This window comes from Polaribacter sp. R77954, from assembly GCF_044595335.1.
Lineage (GTDB): Bacteria > Bacteroidota > Bacteroidia > Flavobacteriales > Flavobacteriaceae > Polaribacter.
In genome coordinates, this window is record NZ_CP138992.1 from 1,164,984 (window position 1) to 1,180,994 (window position 16,011).

General features: G+C 30.2%; 12 protein-coding genes. 7 read left to right on the forward strand and 5 right to left on the reverse strand.

Features of this window, described 5'->3' with window-relative positions; genetic code table 11:
• Nucleotides 1-89: 89 nt before the first annotated feature.
• The 3 genes from yajC to nusB are packed head-to-tail and all read right to left on the reverse strand — an operon-like array spanning nucleotide 90 to nucleotide 1,849.
• Nucleotides 90-383 carry a preprotein translocase subunit YajC gene (gene yajC / locus SJY27_RS05030; RefSeq protein WP_397447168.1) on the reverse strand — a complete coding sequence of 98 codons (294 nt, stop codon included), beginning with the start codon at nucleotides 381-383 and terminating at the stop codon, nucleotides 90-92.
• Nucleotides 384-395: 12 nt separating this feature from the next.
• Complete coding sequence (locus SJY27_RS05035) at nucleotides 396-857, reverse strand: DUF1573 domain-containing protein (protein WP_397447169.1); 462 nt, start codon at nucleotides 855-857, stop codon at nucleotides 396-398.
• A 53-nt stretch (nucleotides 858-910) separates the two neighbouring features.
• Complete coding sequence (gene nusB, locus SJY27_RS05040; protein ID WP_397447170.1) at nucleotides 911-1,849, reverse strand: transcription antitermination factor NusB; 939 nt, start codon at nucleotides 1,847-1,849, stop codon at nucleotides 911-913.
• Nucleotides 1,850-1,994: 145 nt separating this feature from the next.
• On the opposite strand from nusB, the gene SJY27_RS05045 reads away from it, so the two are divergent.
• Together SJY27_RS05045 and SJY27_RS05050 are read left to right on the forward strand one after the other, a co-directional pair.
• The gene (locus SJY27_RS05045) at nucleotides 1,995-3,749 is read left to right on the forward strand and encodes an ABC transporter ATP-binding protein (protein WP_397447171.1); all 1,755 of its coding nucleotides are present in this window, start codon (nucleotides 1,995-1,997) and stop codon (nucleotides 3,747-3,749) included.
• A 72-nt stretch (nucleotides 3,750-3,821) separates the two neighbouring features.
• Nucleotides 3,822-4,181 carry a PUR family DNA/RNA-binding protein gene (locus SJY27_RS05050; protein WP_397447172.1) on the forward strand — a complete coding sequence of 120 codons (360 nt, stop codon included), beginning with the start codon at nucleotides 3,822-3,824 and terminating at the stop codon, nucleotides 4,179-4,181.
• A gap of 335 nt (nucleotides 4,182-4,516) precedes the next feature.
• Here the strand turns inward: SJY27_RS05050 and SJY27_RS05055 are convergent, their stop codons facing one another.
• Together SJY27_RS05055 and SJY27_RS05060 are read right to left on the reverse strand one after the other, a co-directional pair.
• On the reverse strand, nucleotides 4,517-5,557 hold the full coding sequence (locus tag SJY27_RS05055) for a chorismate-binding protein (RefSeq protein ID WP_397447173.1): 1,041 nt from the start codon (nucleotides 5,555-5,557) through the stop codon (nucleotides 4,517-4,519).
• A 3-nt stretch (nucleotides 5,558-5,560) separates the two neighbouring features.
• Nucleotides 5,561-5,977, reverse strand: coding sequence for a PaaI family thioesterase (locus SJY27_RS05060; RefSeq protein ID WP_397447174.1), 417 nt, complete (start codon nucleotides 5,975-5,977; stop codon nucleotides 5,561-5,563).
• Between the two features lie 73 nt (nucleotides 5,978-6,050).
• Between SJY27_RS05060 and SJY27_RS05065 the strand changes: the two genes are divergently transcribed.
• The 5 genes from SJY27_RS05065 to SJY27_RS05085 all read left to right on the forward strand — a co-directional run bounded on the left by SJY27_RS05065 (nucleotide 6,051) and on the right by SJY27_RS05085 (nucleotide 15,927).
• Nucleotides 6,051-6,533 (forward strand): hypothetical protein, encoded by a 483-nt coding sequence (locus SJY27_RS05065; protein ID WP_397447175.1) that lies wholly within the window; start codon nucleotides 6,051-6,053, stop codon nucleotides 6,531-6,533.
• A gap of 299 nt (nucleotides 6,534-6,832) precedes the next feature.
• Nucleotides 6,833-7,732, forward strand: a complete 900-nt coding sequence (locus SJY27_RS05070; RefSeq protein ID WP_397447176.1) for an ABC transporter ATP-binding protein — start codon at nucleotides 6,833-6,835, stop codon at nucleotides 7,730-7,732.
• Between the two features lie 15 nt (nucleotides 7,733-7,747).
• Entirely contained in the window at nucleotides 7,748-8,593 is an 846-nt protein-coding gene (locus SJY27_RS05075; RefSeq protein WP_397447177.1) for an ABC transporter permease, read from the forward strand.
• Between the two features lie 119 nt (nucleotides 8,594-8,712).
• A complete protein-coding gene (locus tag SJY27_RS05080) occupies nucleotides 8,713-14,208 on the forward strand; it encodes a T9SS type B sorting domain-containing protein (RefSeq protein WP_397447178.1) in 5,496 nt (1,831 codons plus the stop codon).
• Between the two features lie 75 nt (nucleotides 14,209-14,283).
• Entirely contained in the window at nucleotides 14,284-15,927 is a 1,644-nt protein-coding gene (locus SJY27_RS05085; RefSeq protein ID WP_397447179.1) for an acyl-CoA carboxylase subunit beta, read from the forward strand.
• Nucleotides 15,928-16,011 lie beyond the last annotated feature (84 nt).

Sequence of the window (16,011 nt, forward strand, 5' to 3'; positions counted from 1 at the left end):
ATTGCAAAATACTTAAAAAAGCTTGTAAACAAAAAATGAGCTTTATCTAGTTATAGAAAAAGCTCACTTACTAAATTTTTAACTCACAATTATTTTTTTTCTGGAGCCATATATTTTTTACTCAATTCTAAAGATATTGCAGAGCGTTCAAATCTTATTTTTCCTGCTCCAGTTTCTATAGTAACTGTGTTATCAGAAGCATTAATTTCTGAAATTTTTCCGTGAATACCACTAGAGGTTACTACTTTTGTACCTTTTTTAATTTCTGCTAAAAATGCTTTTTCTTTCTTTTGTTTACTCATTTGTGGTCTTATCATAAAAAAGTATAAGACTAAAATCATTGCAGCGAAAGGCAAAAAACTAGCTATTGTTCCTGAATCCATTATTTAAATTTATTATTTTTCTTTGGGTGTAACCATACCTTTAAGCGTTAAAATTTCTCTTCCGGTTTCGGTATTGGTAATTAGTGTAATATTTTTTTGTTGTCTGTTTTTCTTTCCACTTGTGTTAAATCTTACTTTAACTTCTTCGGTTTTTCCTGGTTTAATTGGTTTTTTAGGCCAAACAGGCACTGTACAACCACAGGTAACTTTAGCATCTGTAATTACTAAATCAGTTTTACCAGAGTTGGTTAACTTAAATGTAGTTTCTACAACATCACCTTCATTTACAGTTCCGAAGTCATATTCTTTGGTTTCAAAAGATATAAAAGCAGCTCCTTTTTTAATAGCTACGTCTCTATCTTTAGCACTTGCTAAGTTTTCTTTATTAATTTTTGCTGTTGCATTGCTTTTAGCACAAGATACTATTGCGCTTGTAATTAGTAAAAAAGCAAATAAATAAGTTAGTTTTCTCATAATAATAAATTTATTTGTGTAAAAATAATAAATAATTGTTAGTATAAATAATGTTACAATAAACCTCTACCTATTTTAACAATTCTTTTATCTTTTAAAAACTCTTTAGAAATTTTATCTAATACACCATTTATAAAATAACTACTTTTTGATGTTGAATAATCTTTTGCAATTTCTATATATTCATTGATGGTTACCCTAACAGGAATTGATGGAAAATTTAAAAATTCTGATATTGCCATTTTAATCAAAATCATATCTATATCTGCAATTCTATCAGTTTCCCAATTGGGTGTTTTTGCAGTAATATCTTCCTCATAAGTTTTATGCTTTAAGATGGTTTTTTTAAATAAATTTGAAACAAAAGCTTCATCATCTTCATCTTTATACAAACTACCTAAATTAAAGGTTTTGTTGGGTTTGCATTTGCTTAATGTTTTTACTACCCAAGTATTTACAAACGGAATATCATCTACCCAAGAAATCATTTTATCTTCAAAATAATCAGCCAATTTTTCATTTGGTGCTATTATTTCTTTGAAAAAATCAATCACAAAAGCTTTATCAACTTTTGGTGAATCTTCTACTGTATTTAAATAATTTTTATACAAATCACTTTTTTGCAATTCATCAAAAATAATTTTAACATATTCATCATCTTCTTGCCAATGGTCTAGTCTATTTAATTCCACATAACTTTCAACACTAATACTTTCTGCTATTAGGTTAATAATTTTATTATCTATAAACTTGGTATTTGGCTTTAAATCTTCTTGAGTTGCAAGAATTTTCTTTTTAGATAATGCCATTTTTTTTGCAGCTAGTTTTTGCACTTCAATTATTAATTGAAAGTTTAAAACATACAAATCAAACATTTTTAAAATACTGTGTTTTAAAAATTTTTCTTCTCTTATAATATCACTATTATGAGACTGCTGCATTGCGTATACAGATTGCATTACTTTAACTCGAATATGTCTTCTGTTAATCATTGTAAAGAACTTAAAAAGCTTTTATTTTGCGTTGCAAAAGTAGTATTAATTTATTTTCTTAAGAGTACTTTTTTAATTCTTTTTTAAGAAAAATTATCTTTTTTAAACTTGTATCTTCGTACTTTATTTTTACTAAATTTTTTCTTTGAAAGCACTTAAATATTTAAATAAATATTTTTCGAAATATAAATGGCGTATTATAATAGGGTTAATCATTACCATATTATCTAAACTCTTAGCATTACAAGTACCTAAACTTATAAAACAATCTTTTAATGTTGTTGAAGATTTTAAAAACGACACTATAACAGATATCGATTTTGTAAAACACGAATTATTAATTAACGTACTTATAATAATAGGAGTTGCTTTGTTAAGTGGGTTCTTCACTTTTTTAATGAGACAAACGCTTATTGTAACTTCTAGATTAATTGAGTTTGATCTTAAAAATGAAATTTATCAACAATATCAAAAATTATCACTTAACTTCTACAAACAAAATAGAACTGGTGATTTAATGAATAGAATAAGTGAAGATGTAGGTAAAGTGCGTATGTACGTTGGCCCTGCTGTAATGTACACTATGAATATGCTTGTACTGTTTGCTGTTGGTTTTACACAAATGGTTCAGGTAGATTTAAAATTAACCTTATACACCTTAATTCCTTTTCCTCTTTTATCTATTTCTATATTTATTTTAAGTAAGGTAATACATAAAAGAAGTACTGTTGTACAACAATATTTATCAAAATTAACCACTTTTAATCAAGAATTCTTATCAGGAATAAATGTGGTAAAATCTTACGGAATTGAAGCTTCTATTATTAAAGATTTTGATGAAATTTCTGACCTAAGCAAAGAAAAAAACATCAATTTACATAAAGCAAACGCACTATTTTTTCCTTTAATGGTGCTATTAATAGGTATTAGCAATTTGATTGTAATTTATGTTGGTGGAAATTTATACATCAATGGAGAAATAAAATCGGGTGTTATTATTGAGTTTATACTTTATGTAAATATTTTAACTTGGCCAGTGGCAGTTGTAGGTTGGGTAACTTCTATGGTACAGCAAGCAGAAGCATCGCAAGCAAGAATAAATGAATTTTTAGAGCAGGTGCCAGAAATTAAAAACGAAAACGAAACCGCAACAGAACTTTTTGGAAAAGTTACTTTTAAAGAGGTAACTTTTACGTATGATGACACCAATATCACTGCACTTAAAAACATAAATTTTACAATAAACCCTGGAGAAACTTTAGCCATTTTAGGAAAAACCGGTTCTGGAAAATCTACAGTAATTGAATTAATCTCTAGACTATACGACACCACAGAAGGTGAAATTTTACTAGATGATTTACCTATAAAAGAAGCCAATTTAAATGATGTAAGAAATCAAATTGGTTTTGTACCTCAAGATCCGTTTTTATTTTCTGAAACAATTGGAAATAACATTAAATTTGGAAAAGAAGATGCTACAGAAAAGGAAATTATAGAAGCTGCAAAAAATGCAGTTGTACATGATAATATTGTTGATTTTGCTAAAGGATATGACACTATTTTAGGAGAACGTGGTGTAACACTTTCTGGTGGCCAAAAACAACGTGTTTCAATTGCCAGAGCTATTATTAAAAATCCTAAAATTTTAATTTTTGACGATTGCTTATCTGCAGTAGATACAGAAACTGAAGAAAAAATACTATCTAATTTAGAACGAGTTTCTAAAAACAAAACTACCTTTATTATTAGTCATAGAGTTTCATCAGCAAAAAATGCAGACAAAATTATTGTACTAGATAATGGTAAAATTACCCAACAAGGAACTCACAATCAGCTTATAAATAAAGCAGGGTATTATAAAGATTTATATGAACAACAACTTTTAGAAAAAGAAATTTAAGGTTTAACGTGGCTACATAAAATATTTTGTTAGATTTGTAAGCAACAAACAACAATTACTATTATTAAGATTATGGCAGAGAGAGTTGAACAGGAAGAAATTTTTTCGCAAGTATTAAGAGCTGGAAGAAGAACCTATTTTTTTGATGTTAGAGCAACAAAAGCAAACGACTATTATTTAACAGTTACAGAAAGTAAGAAATTTACCCATGATGATGGTTCTTTTCATTATCAAAAACATAAAATTTACTTGTATAAAGAAGACTTTTCTGATTTTCATGAAATGCTAAAAAAAGCTACAGATTACATTGTAGCTGAAAAAGGTGATGAAGTAATTAGTGAACGTCATCAAAAAGATTACAAAAGAGATGAAATTAAAGAAGAAACAAAATCTGCACAAAGTTTTACAGATGTTTCTTTTGACGATATTTAACAGTGTAATGCTGTTTGTATTCTCCCTTTTAAATAGCAATATTTAAAAATACAATACAAACTTAATTCAAATTTATTTTACACTTTACTAAAACAGCAAACTCATTTGAGTTTGCTGTTTTTATTTTGTAGCCTACAATTTTGATTAAAAAATAAACCTGCATCAACCTTAAAACTATATCGAACTTACGTTAAATTACACTATAAAATGCTGCAAGGTCTTTTTTTACCTTATAGCTATTCATGAATTAGTTAAAAAACACCTAAAAGATATCTAAAACCTTGGAGAAAAACGTACGTTTTTGGTGATCAATACACAAATAATCGAACTAAGCTTTATAAAACTTTTTTCATAGTTATACTTTTAGAAACAGTCTCCTCCCACTCTTTTTCGGCATCACTATCTTTTGTAATACCACCACCAATATAAATTGAGGCAATATTATTATGTATTTCCATACATCGTAAATTCACAAAAAGCGATGATTTTTGATTGATATTTAGCTCACCTAAAAAACCAGTATAAAAACTTCTATTATAATTTTCGTTTGCTAAAAGAAACTCTTTTGCACTATTTCTTGGTAAACCACAAACAGCAGGTGTAGGGTGTAATGCTCTAATTATAGCTTTTAAATTCGCATTTTTATCTAAAACACCTTCTACTTTTGTTCTTAAATGCAATAAATTTCCAGCTTTAATGGTTTCAGTTTTATCAATTTTTAAACTTGATGCAATATTTGCCAATTGATTTTCTATAAAATCTGTTACCAATTGTTGCTCTTCTAACTCTTTACTTTTCCAAACCACTTCTTTTTTAGGCTGATACACTTGTGTTCCTGCTAAAGACATGGTTTTAAAACTGGCACTTTGCATTTGCAATAGGGTTTCTGGAGTAGCACCTAACCACAAACCTACTTTTGGATGAAACCAAACAGAAACAAATGCATTCTGATAACTTTTTAAAAGCTTTTGATAGATTTCTAACAAATCAAAATCAGTAATCGCCACAGTTTCTTTTCTAGAAATCACTACTTTTTGCAATTTGCTCGTTTTGATTTTCTGTATTGCTTTTTCTACAATTGCAATATGACTCTGTTTCGAATTGTCATTATTTTTAAAGGTATTATTTTCGAATTTTAAATTATCTAAAACCAACTTTTCAGTAATAAACTCAGATTTTTCTAAGGCAAACAAAATGGCATTTTGATCAGCATCAAAAGGCGCAAACACAAATCCAGACTCAGAAAAATTTGTGCTAAAATCTAAATCATCATTCATCATAATAAAACCAGAAACAATATTTTCTTTTGGTTTTCTATATACTGCAAATGGTAATTTTAAATTATAAGAAGTAGTAATTTTATCAAAAATATTCATTCACTATTTTTTATCTAAAACAATGTTGGTTAGTTTACAAATTGATATCAATTGGTCATTTTCATCAACAACTTTTATTTCCCATAAATGGGTAGTTCTTCCTTTATGAATGGGTTTTGCAGTAGCGTAAACAGCGCCTTGTTTCTTACTTTTTAAATGGTTAATGCTAAGCTCAATTCCTTTAACTATTTTAATTTTGGTATCTACAAATAATGCAGAAGCACAACTGCCCACAGTTTCTGCTAAAGCGGCTGTTGCACCACCATGTAAAAGTCCATAAGGTTGATGAACGCTAGAATTTACTGGCATTTTAGCCGTTACAAAATCTTTACCTACATCCACAAACTCTATCTGTAAAGTTTCCATCAATGTATTTTTATTAAGATTATTTAAAGCAAAAAGCGTTTTATCAATATCCATTTATAAGAAATTTATCTATGTAAAAATACGCATAATTTATTGTATTTTTGTGTTACTATATTTTAAGAAATCTATGTACAAAATACGTGTAATTTTAGATACCAAAGAAGATGTAATAAGAACTATTTTAGTTGATGATAGCATCAATTTAGAAAATTTGCATTATGCAATAGCTAAAGCATTTGGTTTTGAAGGCCAAGAAATGGCATCTTTTTACAGAACAGATGATGAATGGAATCAAGGTGAAGAAATTCCGCTATTTAATATGGCTGAAGCTGGTGAAGAAATTTCAATGCAAACTTGTATCCTACAAGAAACCCTGCCTGAACCTAATAACAAACTGATTTATGTGTACGATTTTTTAAATATGTGGACTTTTTACGTTGATGTTGTAGAGATCTCAACAGAAACAAGAAACGACTTACCGAAAACCATTTTAGAAGTAGGTAAAATTCCTGATGAAGCTCCTGAAAAAGAATTTATTGCAGATAATATTGAGGACGAGGAGGAGGACGAATTTGATATTTTTGATGATTTCGATTTTAATGAGTATTAAATATGTATTTATTTGTTGCATTGTTTAACGTGTACTAAATTAATTCTTTTAAAACTGAAACTTTTTTAGCACAACAAAAAAGACCTGTGAATTTCTATTTCTTAATGGCATATACATTTCCTAAAATTCGGAAAATGTTTTTTCTAAAAAGTGAAAACGAAAACAAGAAAAAATCAAATGAAAAAAGAATTGTAATTTTTTACACTTAACCTTTTACACAATTCAACAATTCAACATTTTTAAAGTAACAAAATTGTACTTTAGTCGTCATACTTGTATAACTGACTAAATCAATTTCTTTGAAAACAATTTTATCGCTTAAAAATTTAGACAAAAAATACGGATCAGTACATGCTGTAAATAATCTTTCTTTTGATATTCAAAAAGGGAATGTTTATGGTATTCTTGGGCCTAATGGAAGTGGAAAATCTACCACTTTAGGAATTATTTTAAATGTTGTAAACAGAACTTCTGGTGAGTTTTCTTGGTTTGATGGAAAGTTATCTACCCACGAAGCCTTAAAAAAAGTGGGCGCAATTATTGAACGCCCTAACTTTTACCCTTACATGACTGCCACTCAAAATTTAGCATTAATTTGTAAAATAAAAGGGATATCCGCAGAAAAAATTGATGAAAAATTAACCACTGTTAATCTTTTTGAAAGAAGAAACAGTAAATTTAGTACGTTTTCTTTGGGTATGAAACAACGTTTAGCCATTGCATCTGCGTTATTGAACGATCCTGAAATTTTAATATTAGACGAACCTACAAATGGTTTAGATCCGCAAGGAATTCATGAAATTCGTCAAATCATAAAAAAAATTGCTGCAACTGGCACTACTATTCTTTTAGCCTCACATTTATTAGATGAAGTTGAAAAAGTATGTAGTCATGTAGTTGTCATAAGAAAAGGCATAAAATTATACGCTGGTAGTGTAGATGAAATGACAGCATCTAATGGCTTATTAGAATTAAAAGTTGAAGAAAATGAGGAAAAATTTATCGCATTTTTAAAAAATCATCAAGCCATTTTAAAAGTTAGTAAAGATCACGATACCATTATTGCTACGTTACAAGAAAATTTATCTGCTAGCACTTTAAACAAAGAATTTTTTAACAACGGTTTTGAGTTAAGTCACTTAGTAAAACGTAAACCTAGTTTAGAGCAGCAATTTTTAGATTTAACAAACAACAACTAACCAAAAAACAAGGTCATGCTAAGACTTCTTACTATAGAATTCCACAAATTAAAATACAACAGTGCTAGTAAAGTATTATCTATCATATACTTTGGGCTATTAACATCCATTGCATTAATTGCAGCGATAAAATTTGAATTTGGTAGCTTTAAATTGCATTTGGCAGATGCTGGTATTTTTAATTTTCCATACATCTGGCATTTTAACACCTATATTGCTGCTATTTTAAAGTTCTTTTTATTGTTAGTAATCGTATCTATGATGTCTAATGAATATAGCTATAAAACTTTAAAACAAAATTTAATTGATGGTTTAAGTAAAAAAGAGTTTATTCTATCTAAATTTTACACGGTTATTGCTTTTGCTGCTATATCAACACTTTTTGTTTTTGTGGTTTCGTTGATTTTGGGCTTGTTTTATTCTGATTATAATGAATTTGCAATTATTGTCTCAGATTTAGAATATTTATTCGCTTTTTTTATAAAACTAGTTGGTTTTTTCTCTTTTGGATTATTCTTAGGTATCTTGGTAAAACGTTCTGCTTTTGCAGTTGGAGCAATGTTTGTTTGGCTTATTTTAGAAAATATGTTAAGAGGTTTTCTGTTTTGGAAATTCAATGAAAATGAACACACCAGTAAAACTGTTGATCAATTTATGCAATTTTTACCACTAGAATCAATGGCAAACCTTATCAAAGAACCTTTTTCTAGATTAGGTGCTGTAAGATCAGCAGCAAATACCATGGGAGAAACGTTTAGTAAAAGCTATTCTGTAGATTTATCAAACATATTAATTGTTTGTTTTTGGACGTTTTTATTCATATTTCTATCCTATAAACTACTTTTAAAAAGAGATTTATAATTTTTTAACAATACTTAAACTTTTCTTGTAAAAAAAGGTCTAATCTTATAATAAGAATAGACCTTTTTCTGTTTAATTCTTATTATTTTTAGCATATAAATTTTATACATAATTATCCATTGAAATATAAATTATTATTATTCGTTTTTGTATTTCTACAAATTGACAATAGTTATTCTCAATTAAGTAAAAAACATTTTATACCACCTTTAACGTATGCAGAGGAAGGTAATGCCAATCCAGAAAACCACTATTTTTATATATCTACACCAAGCCTTAAAGACGTTAGCTATACCATAAAGCAAATTGGTTCACCTAATAACGATATCACAGGAATTATATCTAGAAATAATCCACGTGAACTATTTATAGCAAATGGCAATAGCCAACTTTTTGTTGATTCTAGACAAACTAGTATTGTTCATAATAATAAAGGTTATATTGTTGAGGCTACAGATGTAGTTTATGTATCTATTCGTGCTTTAGCAGGTGGTGGTGCACAAGCTGGTGCATTAGTAAGTAAAGGTTCATCTGCCTTAGGTACAACCTTTAGAGCTGGCATGTTTACCAATGAAAACCCGCAAAGTAATTACCTTAATTTTATATCAGTTATGGCATCCGAAGATAACACTCAGGTTACTTTTGATGATTTACCAACTGGAATATCAATTAAAAACTATACAGGAACTTTGCCTATTTCTGTAATTTTAAACGAAGGAGAAAGCTATGTTGTAGCTACAAATGCCGCTGAAAACACAATAAATAGAGATGGTTTAATTGGTACTTTAATCAATTCAGATAAACCAGTGATTGTAAATACAGGTGCTGCAAATGGTAGTTTTCATAATGGTGGAGGTAGAGATTATGGAATAGATCAAATTGTTGGGTTAGATAAAGTTGGTACTGATTATATTTTTGTAAAAGGTGATGGAGAAAATGGTTGGGAAAATGTTTTAATTGTTGCTCATGAAGATGGAACCGAAGTGGAAATCAACAATAATGGAGCTACAACAACAATTAACAAAGCAGAATATCTTTTGATAGAAGGTAATGAGTTTGATACAAATGGTAATATGTTTGTAAAAACATCAAATCCAGTTTTTGCTTATCAAGGTGTGGGTGCAAGCACAAGTGAAGCCAATCAAGGTATGTTTTTTGTACCTCCTTTAAGTTGCGAAAGTAGAGGAAAAGTAGATAATATACCCATTATAGAAAGTATTGGAAACGTTACTTTTACAGGTGGTGTAACTGTTGTCACCAACGCAAACGCAAATGTATCTATTAATTCAGAACCTATTGCCAATTTTTCTACTTCTGGACCTTATAGTATAGATATTAATAATGATGGTATACCTGATTACGAAACGTATAAAGTTACTAATCTTACAGGAAATGTAAGCGTAGAAAGTAGTGATGAGTTGTATTGTGCGTATTTTAATGTTAACGGAGCTGCAACTTCTGGTAGTTTTTACTCAGGTTTTCCTACTGCTCCAGAAATTAATTTTGATACAACCATAACTTCGCTTGGTAATTGTATTCCTAATATTACCTTACAAGCCGCAAACACCGATTTATTTGACAGTTTCGAGTGGCAATACTTTAATGAAAGTACACTAACTTGGGAGTTCAGGAGTTTCGATTCTAATTACAAACCTATTGAATCTGAACCTGGAAGATATAAATTAATAGGCGCTGTAGTTTGTACTGGCGCTACTTTTGAATCTATTGAAGTACCTGTAAGTATTTGTCCTGATGATTATGATGGCGATTTAATAATAGATAATTTAGATGTTGATTTAGATAATGATGGTATTTTAAACTGCGATGAATCTTTAGGAAACGCAAAAATAGATTTAACTAACATAAACAATCCTAATGTACTTTTTCCTAATGGAGATATAAAAGATATTATAACAAGCACTTACACTGCAAACAACACTTCAAATACTTTTACCGGAAATAATGCAGGTGTATTTGTAAGTACATTAAACCCTTCTTTAAATACTTCTGAATCGTATAAATTAGATTTCGCCCAGAAAACTAATCTAATTATAAGACAAGCAAATGAAGGTACACACACACCTGTTGATGGAGAATTTTTTACTTTAAATGTTTTTCCAAATAATAAAAACATTACTCTTTTAAATCCAGACAATACTTTACTTATTGACACAAATTTTGACGGAGAATACGAATCTGGTATTACATCTATTTCAGCATCAGAAATACGCTTTAAATATAATGTCCCTAATTCTGGAACAGCTAGTAGTATAGAATTTTTTGCCAATCAAATTGAAGGAATTAGTTTTACACACTCTGTTACTGGTACATCAGAAGTATCAACTTTTAGAGGAAATTTCTTAGTTAGTTGCTTTGCAAGAGATTCAGATAATGATGGTGTTGAAGATTCGTTAGATTTAGATTCAGATAACGATGGTATTCCAGATGTACATGAAGCTTTTCCTCAACCAAGTTCTCTTTCTGGAGTTGATGCTAATTTGGATGGCTTAGATGATATTTTTGATGGTATTTTAAATGTTGATTCTGATAACGATGGTATTTTAAATTATTTAGATTTAGACTCCGATAACGATGGTATTTTCGATTCCACAGAAGCTGGTCATAATTTAGATACTGATTTTGATGGAATTGTAGACAACGCAAATAGTTTAGTAGGAATTAATGGTTTAGTTGACAATTTAGAATCTACTCCAAATGCAAAATTACTTTCTTTAAATTACACAATTGCAAATACAGATAATGATACAGATTTTGATTTTGTTGAGTTAGATGCAGACAATGATAATTGTTTTGATGTAACAGAAGCTGGTTTTACAGATGCTAATAACGATGGAATTTTAGACGCTTCTACCTTTGCAGTGAATGATAATGGAAAAGTAATTAACAATTTAGATGGCTATACCAGCCCAAATTTAGATTACATAACAAGTGCTCCAATTGTATTAAATACTCCTTTTGAAGACGTTACTTTTTGTGAAAACGAAATAAATACGATTACTATAGACACAACAGCTGACACTTTTCAGTGGGAATTTTCTTCTGATGGCACTACTTGGATTACAATTTCAGATGATATAATTTATAATGGAAGTACAACCAACAGTTTGCAAATCAACAACACACCTATAAATTACCATAACAATCAATATCGTGTTATTTTAAAAAGATCTGGCAATGCCTGTACAGAAACATCTAATGCTATTACTTTAAATGTAAATCCTTTACCAATTTTAAAAGCAAATCCAGAACTAAATCAATGTATAGAAGTAACAAATACCAATACAACTGTTAATTTAACTTTAGCACAGCAAAACGTTTCAGAAACTCCAAACGTAACATTTGAGTTTTATGAAGATATGGCAGGTACTAACTTAATTACAAATCCTACCAATTATCCAATTCAAGTTAATATCCCAGAAAGGGTATTTGTAAAAGTAATTTCTGAATTTAATTGCGAATCTGAATTGACCGAACTTACTATAAATGTCGGTCAAACAGTTCGTAATACTTATGATGAGCTTCAACCACCCGTTTGTGACGATTTTTTAGATGCTCAGGGCAATGATACTGATGCAAATTCTGATACTGATAATATCACTAATTTTTCTTTGGATAAAGATGCCATTATTAACAGCATCAATCCACCTATGAATACAGAAGTTTTCTTTTATGAAAATGAAAGTGATAGAAACAATTCTTTGAATGAAATTGATATTACCAATTTTAGAAATGATATTACTAAAAACGATGTTACTAATATTCCTAACGGAATTCAATTTCCTATTTATTATAAAATATTAAGTACTATCAATAACGATTGCCAAGGTTTAGGTCAGTTTTACCTGCAAATAAACGCTGTGCCTTCAGCCAGTCAAGTTCCAGACTTAGAATTATGTGATGATGGTATTGATGGTGATAATGCAAACGGAATTGTCCAAAATTTTGACTTAGATTCCCAAACCTTAGCCATTTTAAATGGGCAAAATCCTGATGATTTTACAGTTACTTATCACGATTCTGCTGCAAATGCGAATACTGGTACTTTGCCCTTAACATCTCCTTACGCAAATACAACTCGCGATTTGCAAACCATTTTTGTACGTGTTACTAATAATTCTACTGGTTGTTTTACAGATCATACATCCTTTAATTTAATAGTTAATCCTGTACCAATTGCCAATTTTGTAAAAGATTTAGAGGTTTGTGATGATAATGCTGATGGCTCTGCTAGAAACGGCTTTTCGCAATCTATTGATTTAGATTCCCAAACCTCTGGTATTTTAGGCTCTCAAGATTCTGGTATCAATACTGTTACTTACCATCGTTCTTTTGCTGAGGCTCAAAATGGCAGTAATCCTTTAGTTTCTCCTTATTCTAACCAAACACCCAATAGAGAAACTATTTACATCAGAATAGAAAACACAGATACAGGATGTGTAAATAGTATTTCTAATTTTGATGTTATTGTAAATCCTGAGCCTACTTTTGTAGTACCTACTAATCTAGCTTATTGTGATGATGCGCTTGATGGTGATGACTCAAATGGCATCATTCAAAATATAGATTTAGACAGTAAAATCCCTGAAATTTTGGGCAACTCTCAAAGTCCTAATGATTTTAATGTAACCTTTCACAAATTGCAAGCTGATGCTTCTTCTGGTGATAATGCTGTAACTTCCCCTTACCAAAACACAGATCCTACTGAACGCTTTTTTGTTCGTATTCAAAACAAACAAACGCTTTGTATTAATGACAATGCTTCTTTTGAGGTGATTGTAAATCCTTTACCTGATTTTGAAGTCACTACCCCTCAAACTTTATGCTTGAATGATTTGCCTTTAAACATTGCTGTAGAAAATCCAAGAGATGTATATACGTATCAATGGATAGCACCAAATGGAAACCCAATTAACACTACTTCTGTTGAGTATATTGATATTACTGTTCCTGGAAAATATACGGTTACTGCAACAACCACTAATGGAACGCTTTGTGAAAGAACAGAAACTATTGAAATTAAGGAATCGAATATTGCTACTTTAGCACAAAGTTTTATCACAATTATAGATGAATCGAACAATATTGGTAGTCAAGATCTTATATCTATTTTTATTGATACCATAAATAACGATTTAGGACCTGGAGATTATCAATTTGCTATTTTTAATCAGGATGATAATGAAAGAATACCCATGATTGGGTTTCAAGATGAACCTCTTTTCGAGAATTTAACAGGCGGTATTTACACCATTATTGTAAACGACAAAAACGGATGCGAACCTGATACCACTTTAGAGGTTTCTGTAATTCAGTTCCCAAAATTCTTTACTCCAAATGGAGATGGAAATCATGATACTTGGATTGTAAAAGGAGTTAACAAAACCTTTTACCCAAATTCTAGCATCAATATTTTTAATAGATATGGAAAATTAGTAGCACAAGTACCTATAGACAGCCAAGGTTGGAACGGAATTTATCAAGGAAATCTACTTCCTGCTGATGATTATTGGTTTAACATCACGCTTATTCCGCCTGAAAATTCTAACAAACCTATCATCAACAAAAAAGGAAATTTTTCGTTGTTGAGAAAGTAAGATCAACAAAAATTTTATAAAAAGTTTCACAGTATTATTTCTTAATTTAGCCTAAACTAAAGAAATCATATTTCTATGGATATCAACTTCAACAAAAACGAAGATTACAATAAACTATTAGTATCAGATTTAAAAAGACGTTTTGCAAAAGTAAAATTAGGTGGTGGTCAAAAAAGAATTGATAAACTTCATGAAAAGGGCAAAATGACTGCTCGAGAACGTATTGATTACTTATTAGATGCTGATGCAACATCAATTGAAATTGGTGCTTTTGCAGGAGAAGATATGTATGCAGCACATGGAGGTTGTCCTTCTGGAGGTGTTGTTGTAAAAATCGGTTACATTAAAGGCAAACAATGTATTGTAGTTGCCAATGACGCAACTGTAAAAGCAGGAGCTTGGTTTCCGATAACAGGAAAAAAGAATTTACGCGCCCAAGAAATAGCTATGGAAAATAAAATTCCGATTATTTATTTGGTAGATTCTGCTGGTGTGTATTTACCATTGCAAGATGAAATTTTCCCAGACAAAGAACATTTTGGACGTATTTTTAGAAACAATGCGATAATGAGCAGTATGGGTATCACTCAAATATCAGCAGTGATGGGTAGTTGTGTTGCTGGTGGTGCATATTTACCAATTATGAGCGATGAAGCCTTAATTGTAGACAAAACTGCCAGTATATTTTTAGCAGGGAGCTATTTGGTAAAAGCTGCAATTGGCGAAAGTATAGATAACGAAACTTTAGGAGGTGCAACAACGCATTGCGAAGTATCTGGAGTTACAGATTACAAAGCCAAAGACGATAAAGATGCTTTAAATAAAATAAAATTTATTGTGGATAAAATTGGCGATTATGATAAAGCTGGTTTTAGTAAAACAGAAGCTTTTCCGCCAAAAGAAAATGAAGATGATATTTTTGGGATTTTACCAAAAGAAAGAAACGCACAATATGATATGCTCGAAATCATAAAACGTTTGGTAGACAATTCTGAGTTTGAACAATACAAAGAAGGTTATGGAAAAACCATTATAACTGGTTATGCAAGAATTGAAGGTTGGGCTGTGGGTATTGTTGCCAATCAACGAAAGCTGGTAAAAACTACAGCATCAAAAACCAAACCCACAGAAATGCAATTTGGTGGTGTTATTTATAACGATTCTGCAGATAAAGCTACTCGTTTTATAGCCAATTGCAATCAGAAAAAAATTCCTTTAGTATTTTTACAAGATGTGACTGGGTTTATGGTGGGTTCTAAATCAGAACATGGAGGGATCATAAAAGATGGTGCAAAAATGGTAAATGCATTAAGCAACTCTGTGGTTCCGAAATTTACAGTGGTTATAGGAAACTCTTATGGTGCAGGAAATTACGCAATGTGTGGCAAAGCTTATGACCCTAGGTTAATTGTAGCTTGGCCAAGTGCAGAATTGGCAGTTATGAGCGGAAATTCTGCTGCAAAGGTATTATTGCAAATAGAAACAGCTTCACTAAAAAAGAAAGGCGAGGAAATTACACCAGAAAAAGAAGCTGCACTTTTTGATAAAATAAAATCGAGATATGACAAACAGATATCACCTTATTATGCAGCTGCCAGAATTTGGACGGATGCTGTAATCAATCCATTAGATACTAGAACTTGGATTTCCATGGGTATTGAGGCTGCAAACCACGCTCCTATTGAAAAACCTTTTAATATGGGAGTATTGCAGGTATAGTATTAAAAGTTAATTACAATTTATAATCGGGGTTAAAAAATAAAAAATCATAAAAGCACTTAAAATATTGAGCACTTTTATGAT

What these genes read in the sequence shown, in the direction of transcription:
- yajC (WP_397447168.1), bottom strand. Translation starts at nt 383, where the DNA reads ATGGATTCAGGAACAATAGCTAGTTTTTTGCCTTTCGCTGCAATGATT.
- SJY27_RS05035 (WP_397447169.1), bottom strand. Translation starts at nt 857, where the DNA reads ATGAGAAAACTAACTTATTTATTTGCTTTTTTACTAATTACAAGCGCA.
- nusB (WP_397447170.1), bottom strand. Translation starts at nt 1,849, where the DNA reads ATGATTAACAGAAGACATATTCGAGTTAAAGTAATGCAATCTGTATAC.
- SJY27_RS05050 (WP_397447172.1), top strand. Translation starts at nt 3,822, where the DNA reads ATGGCAGAGAGAGTTGAACAGGAAGAAATTTTTTCGCAAGTATTAAGA.
- SJY27_RS05055 (WP_397447173.1), bottom strand. Translation starts at nt 5,557, where the DNA reads ATGAATATTTTTGATAAAATTACTACTTCTTATAATTTAAAATTACCA.
- SJY27_RS05060 (WP_397447174.1), bottom strand. Translation starts at nt 5,977, where the DNA reads ATGGATATTGATAAAACGCTTTTTGCTTTAAATAATCTTAATAAAAAT.
- SJY27_RS05065 (WP_397447175.1), top strand. Translation starts at nt 6,051, where the DNA reads ATGTACAAAATACGTGTAATTTTAGATACCAAAGAAGATGTAATAAGA.
- SJY27_RS05075 (WP_397447177.1), top strand. Translation starts at nt 7,748, where the DNA reads ATGCTAAGACTTCTTACTATAGAATTCCACAAATTAAAATACAACAGT.
- SJY27_RS05085 (WP_397447179.1), top strand. Translation starts at nt 14,284, where the DNA reads ATGGATATCAACTTCAACAAAAACGAAGATTACAATAAACTATTAGTA.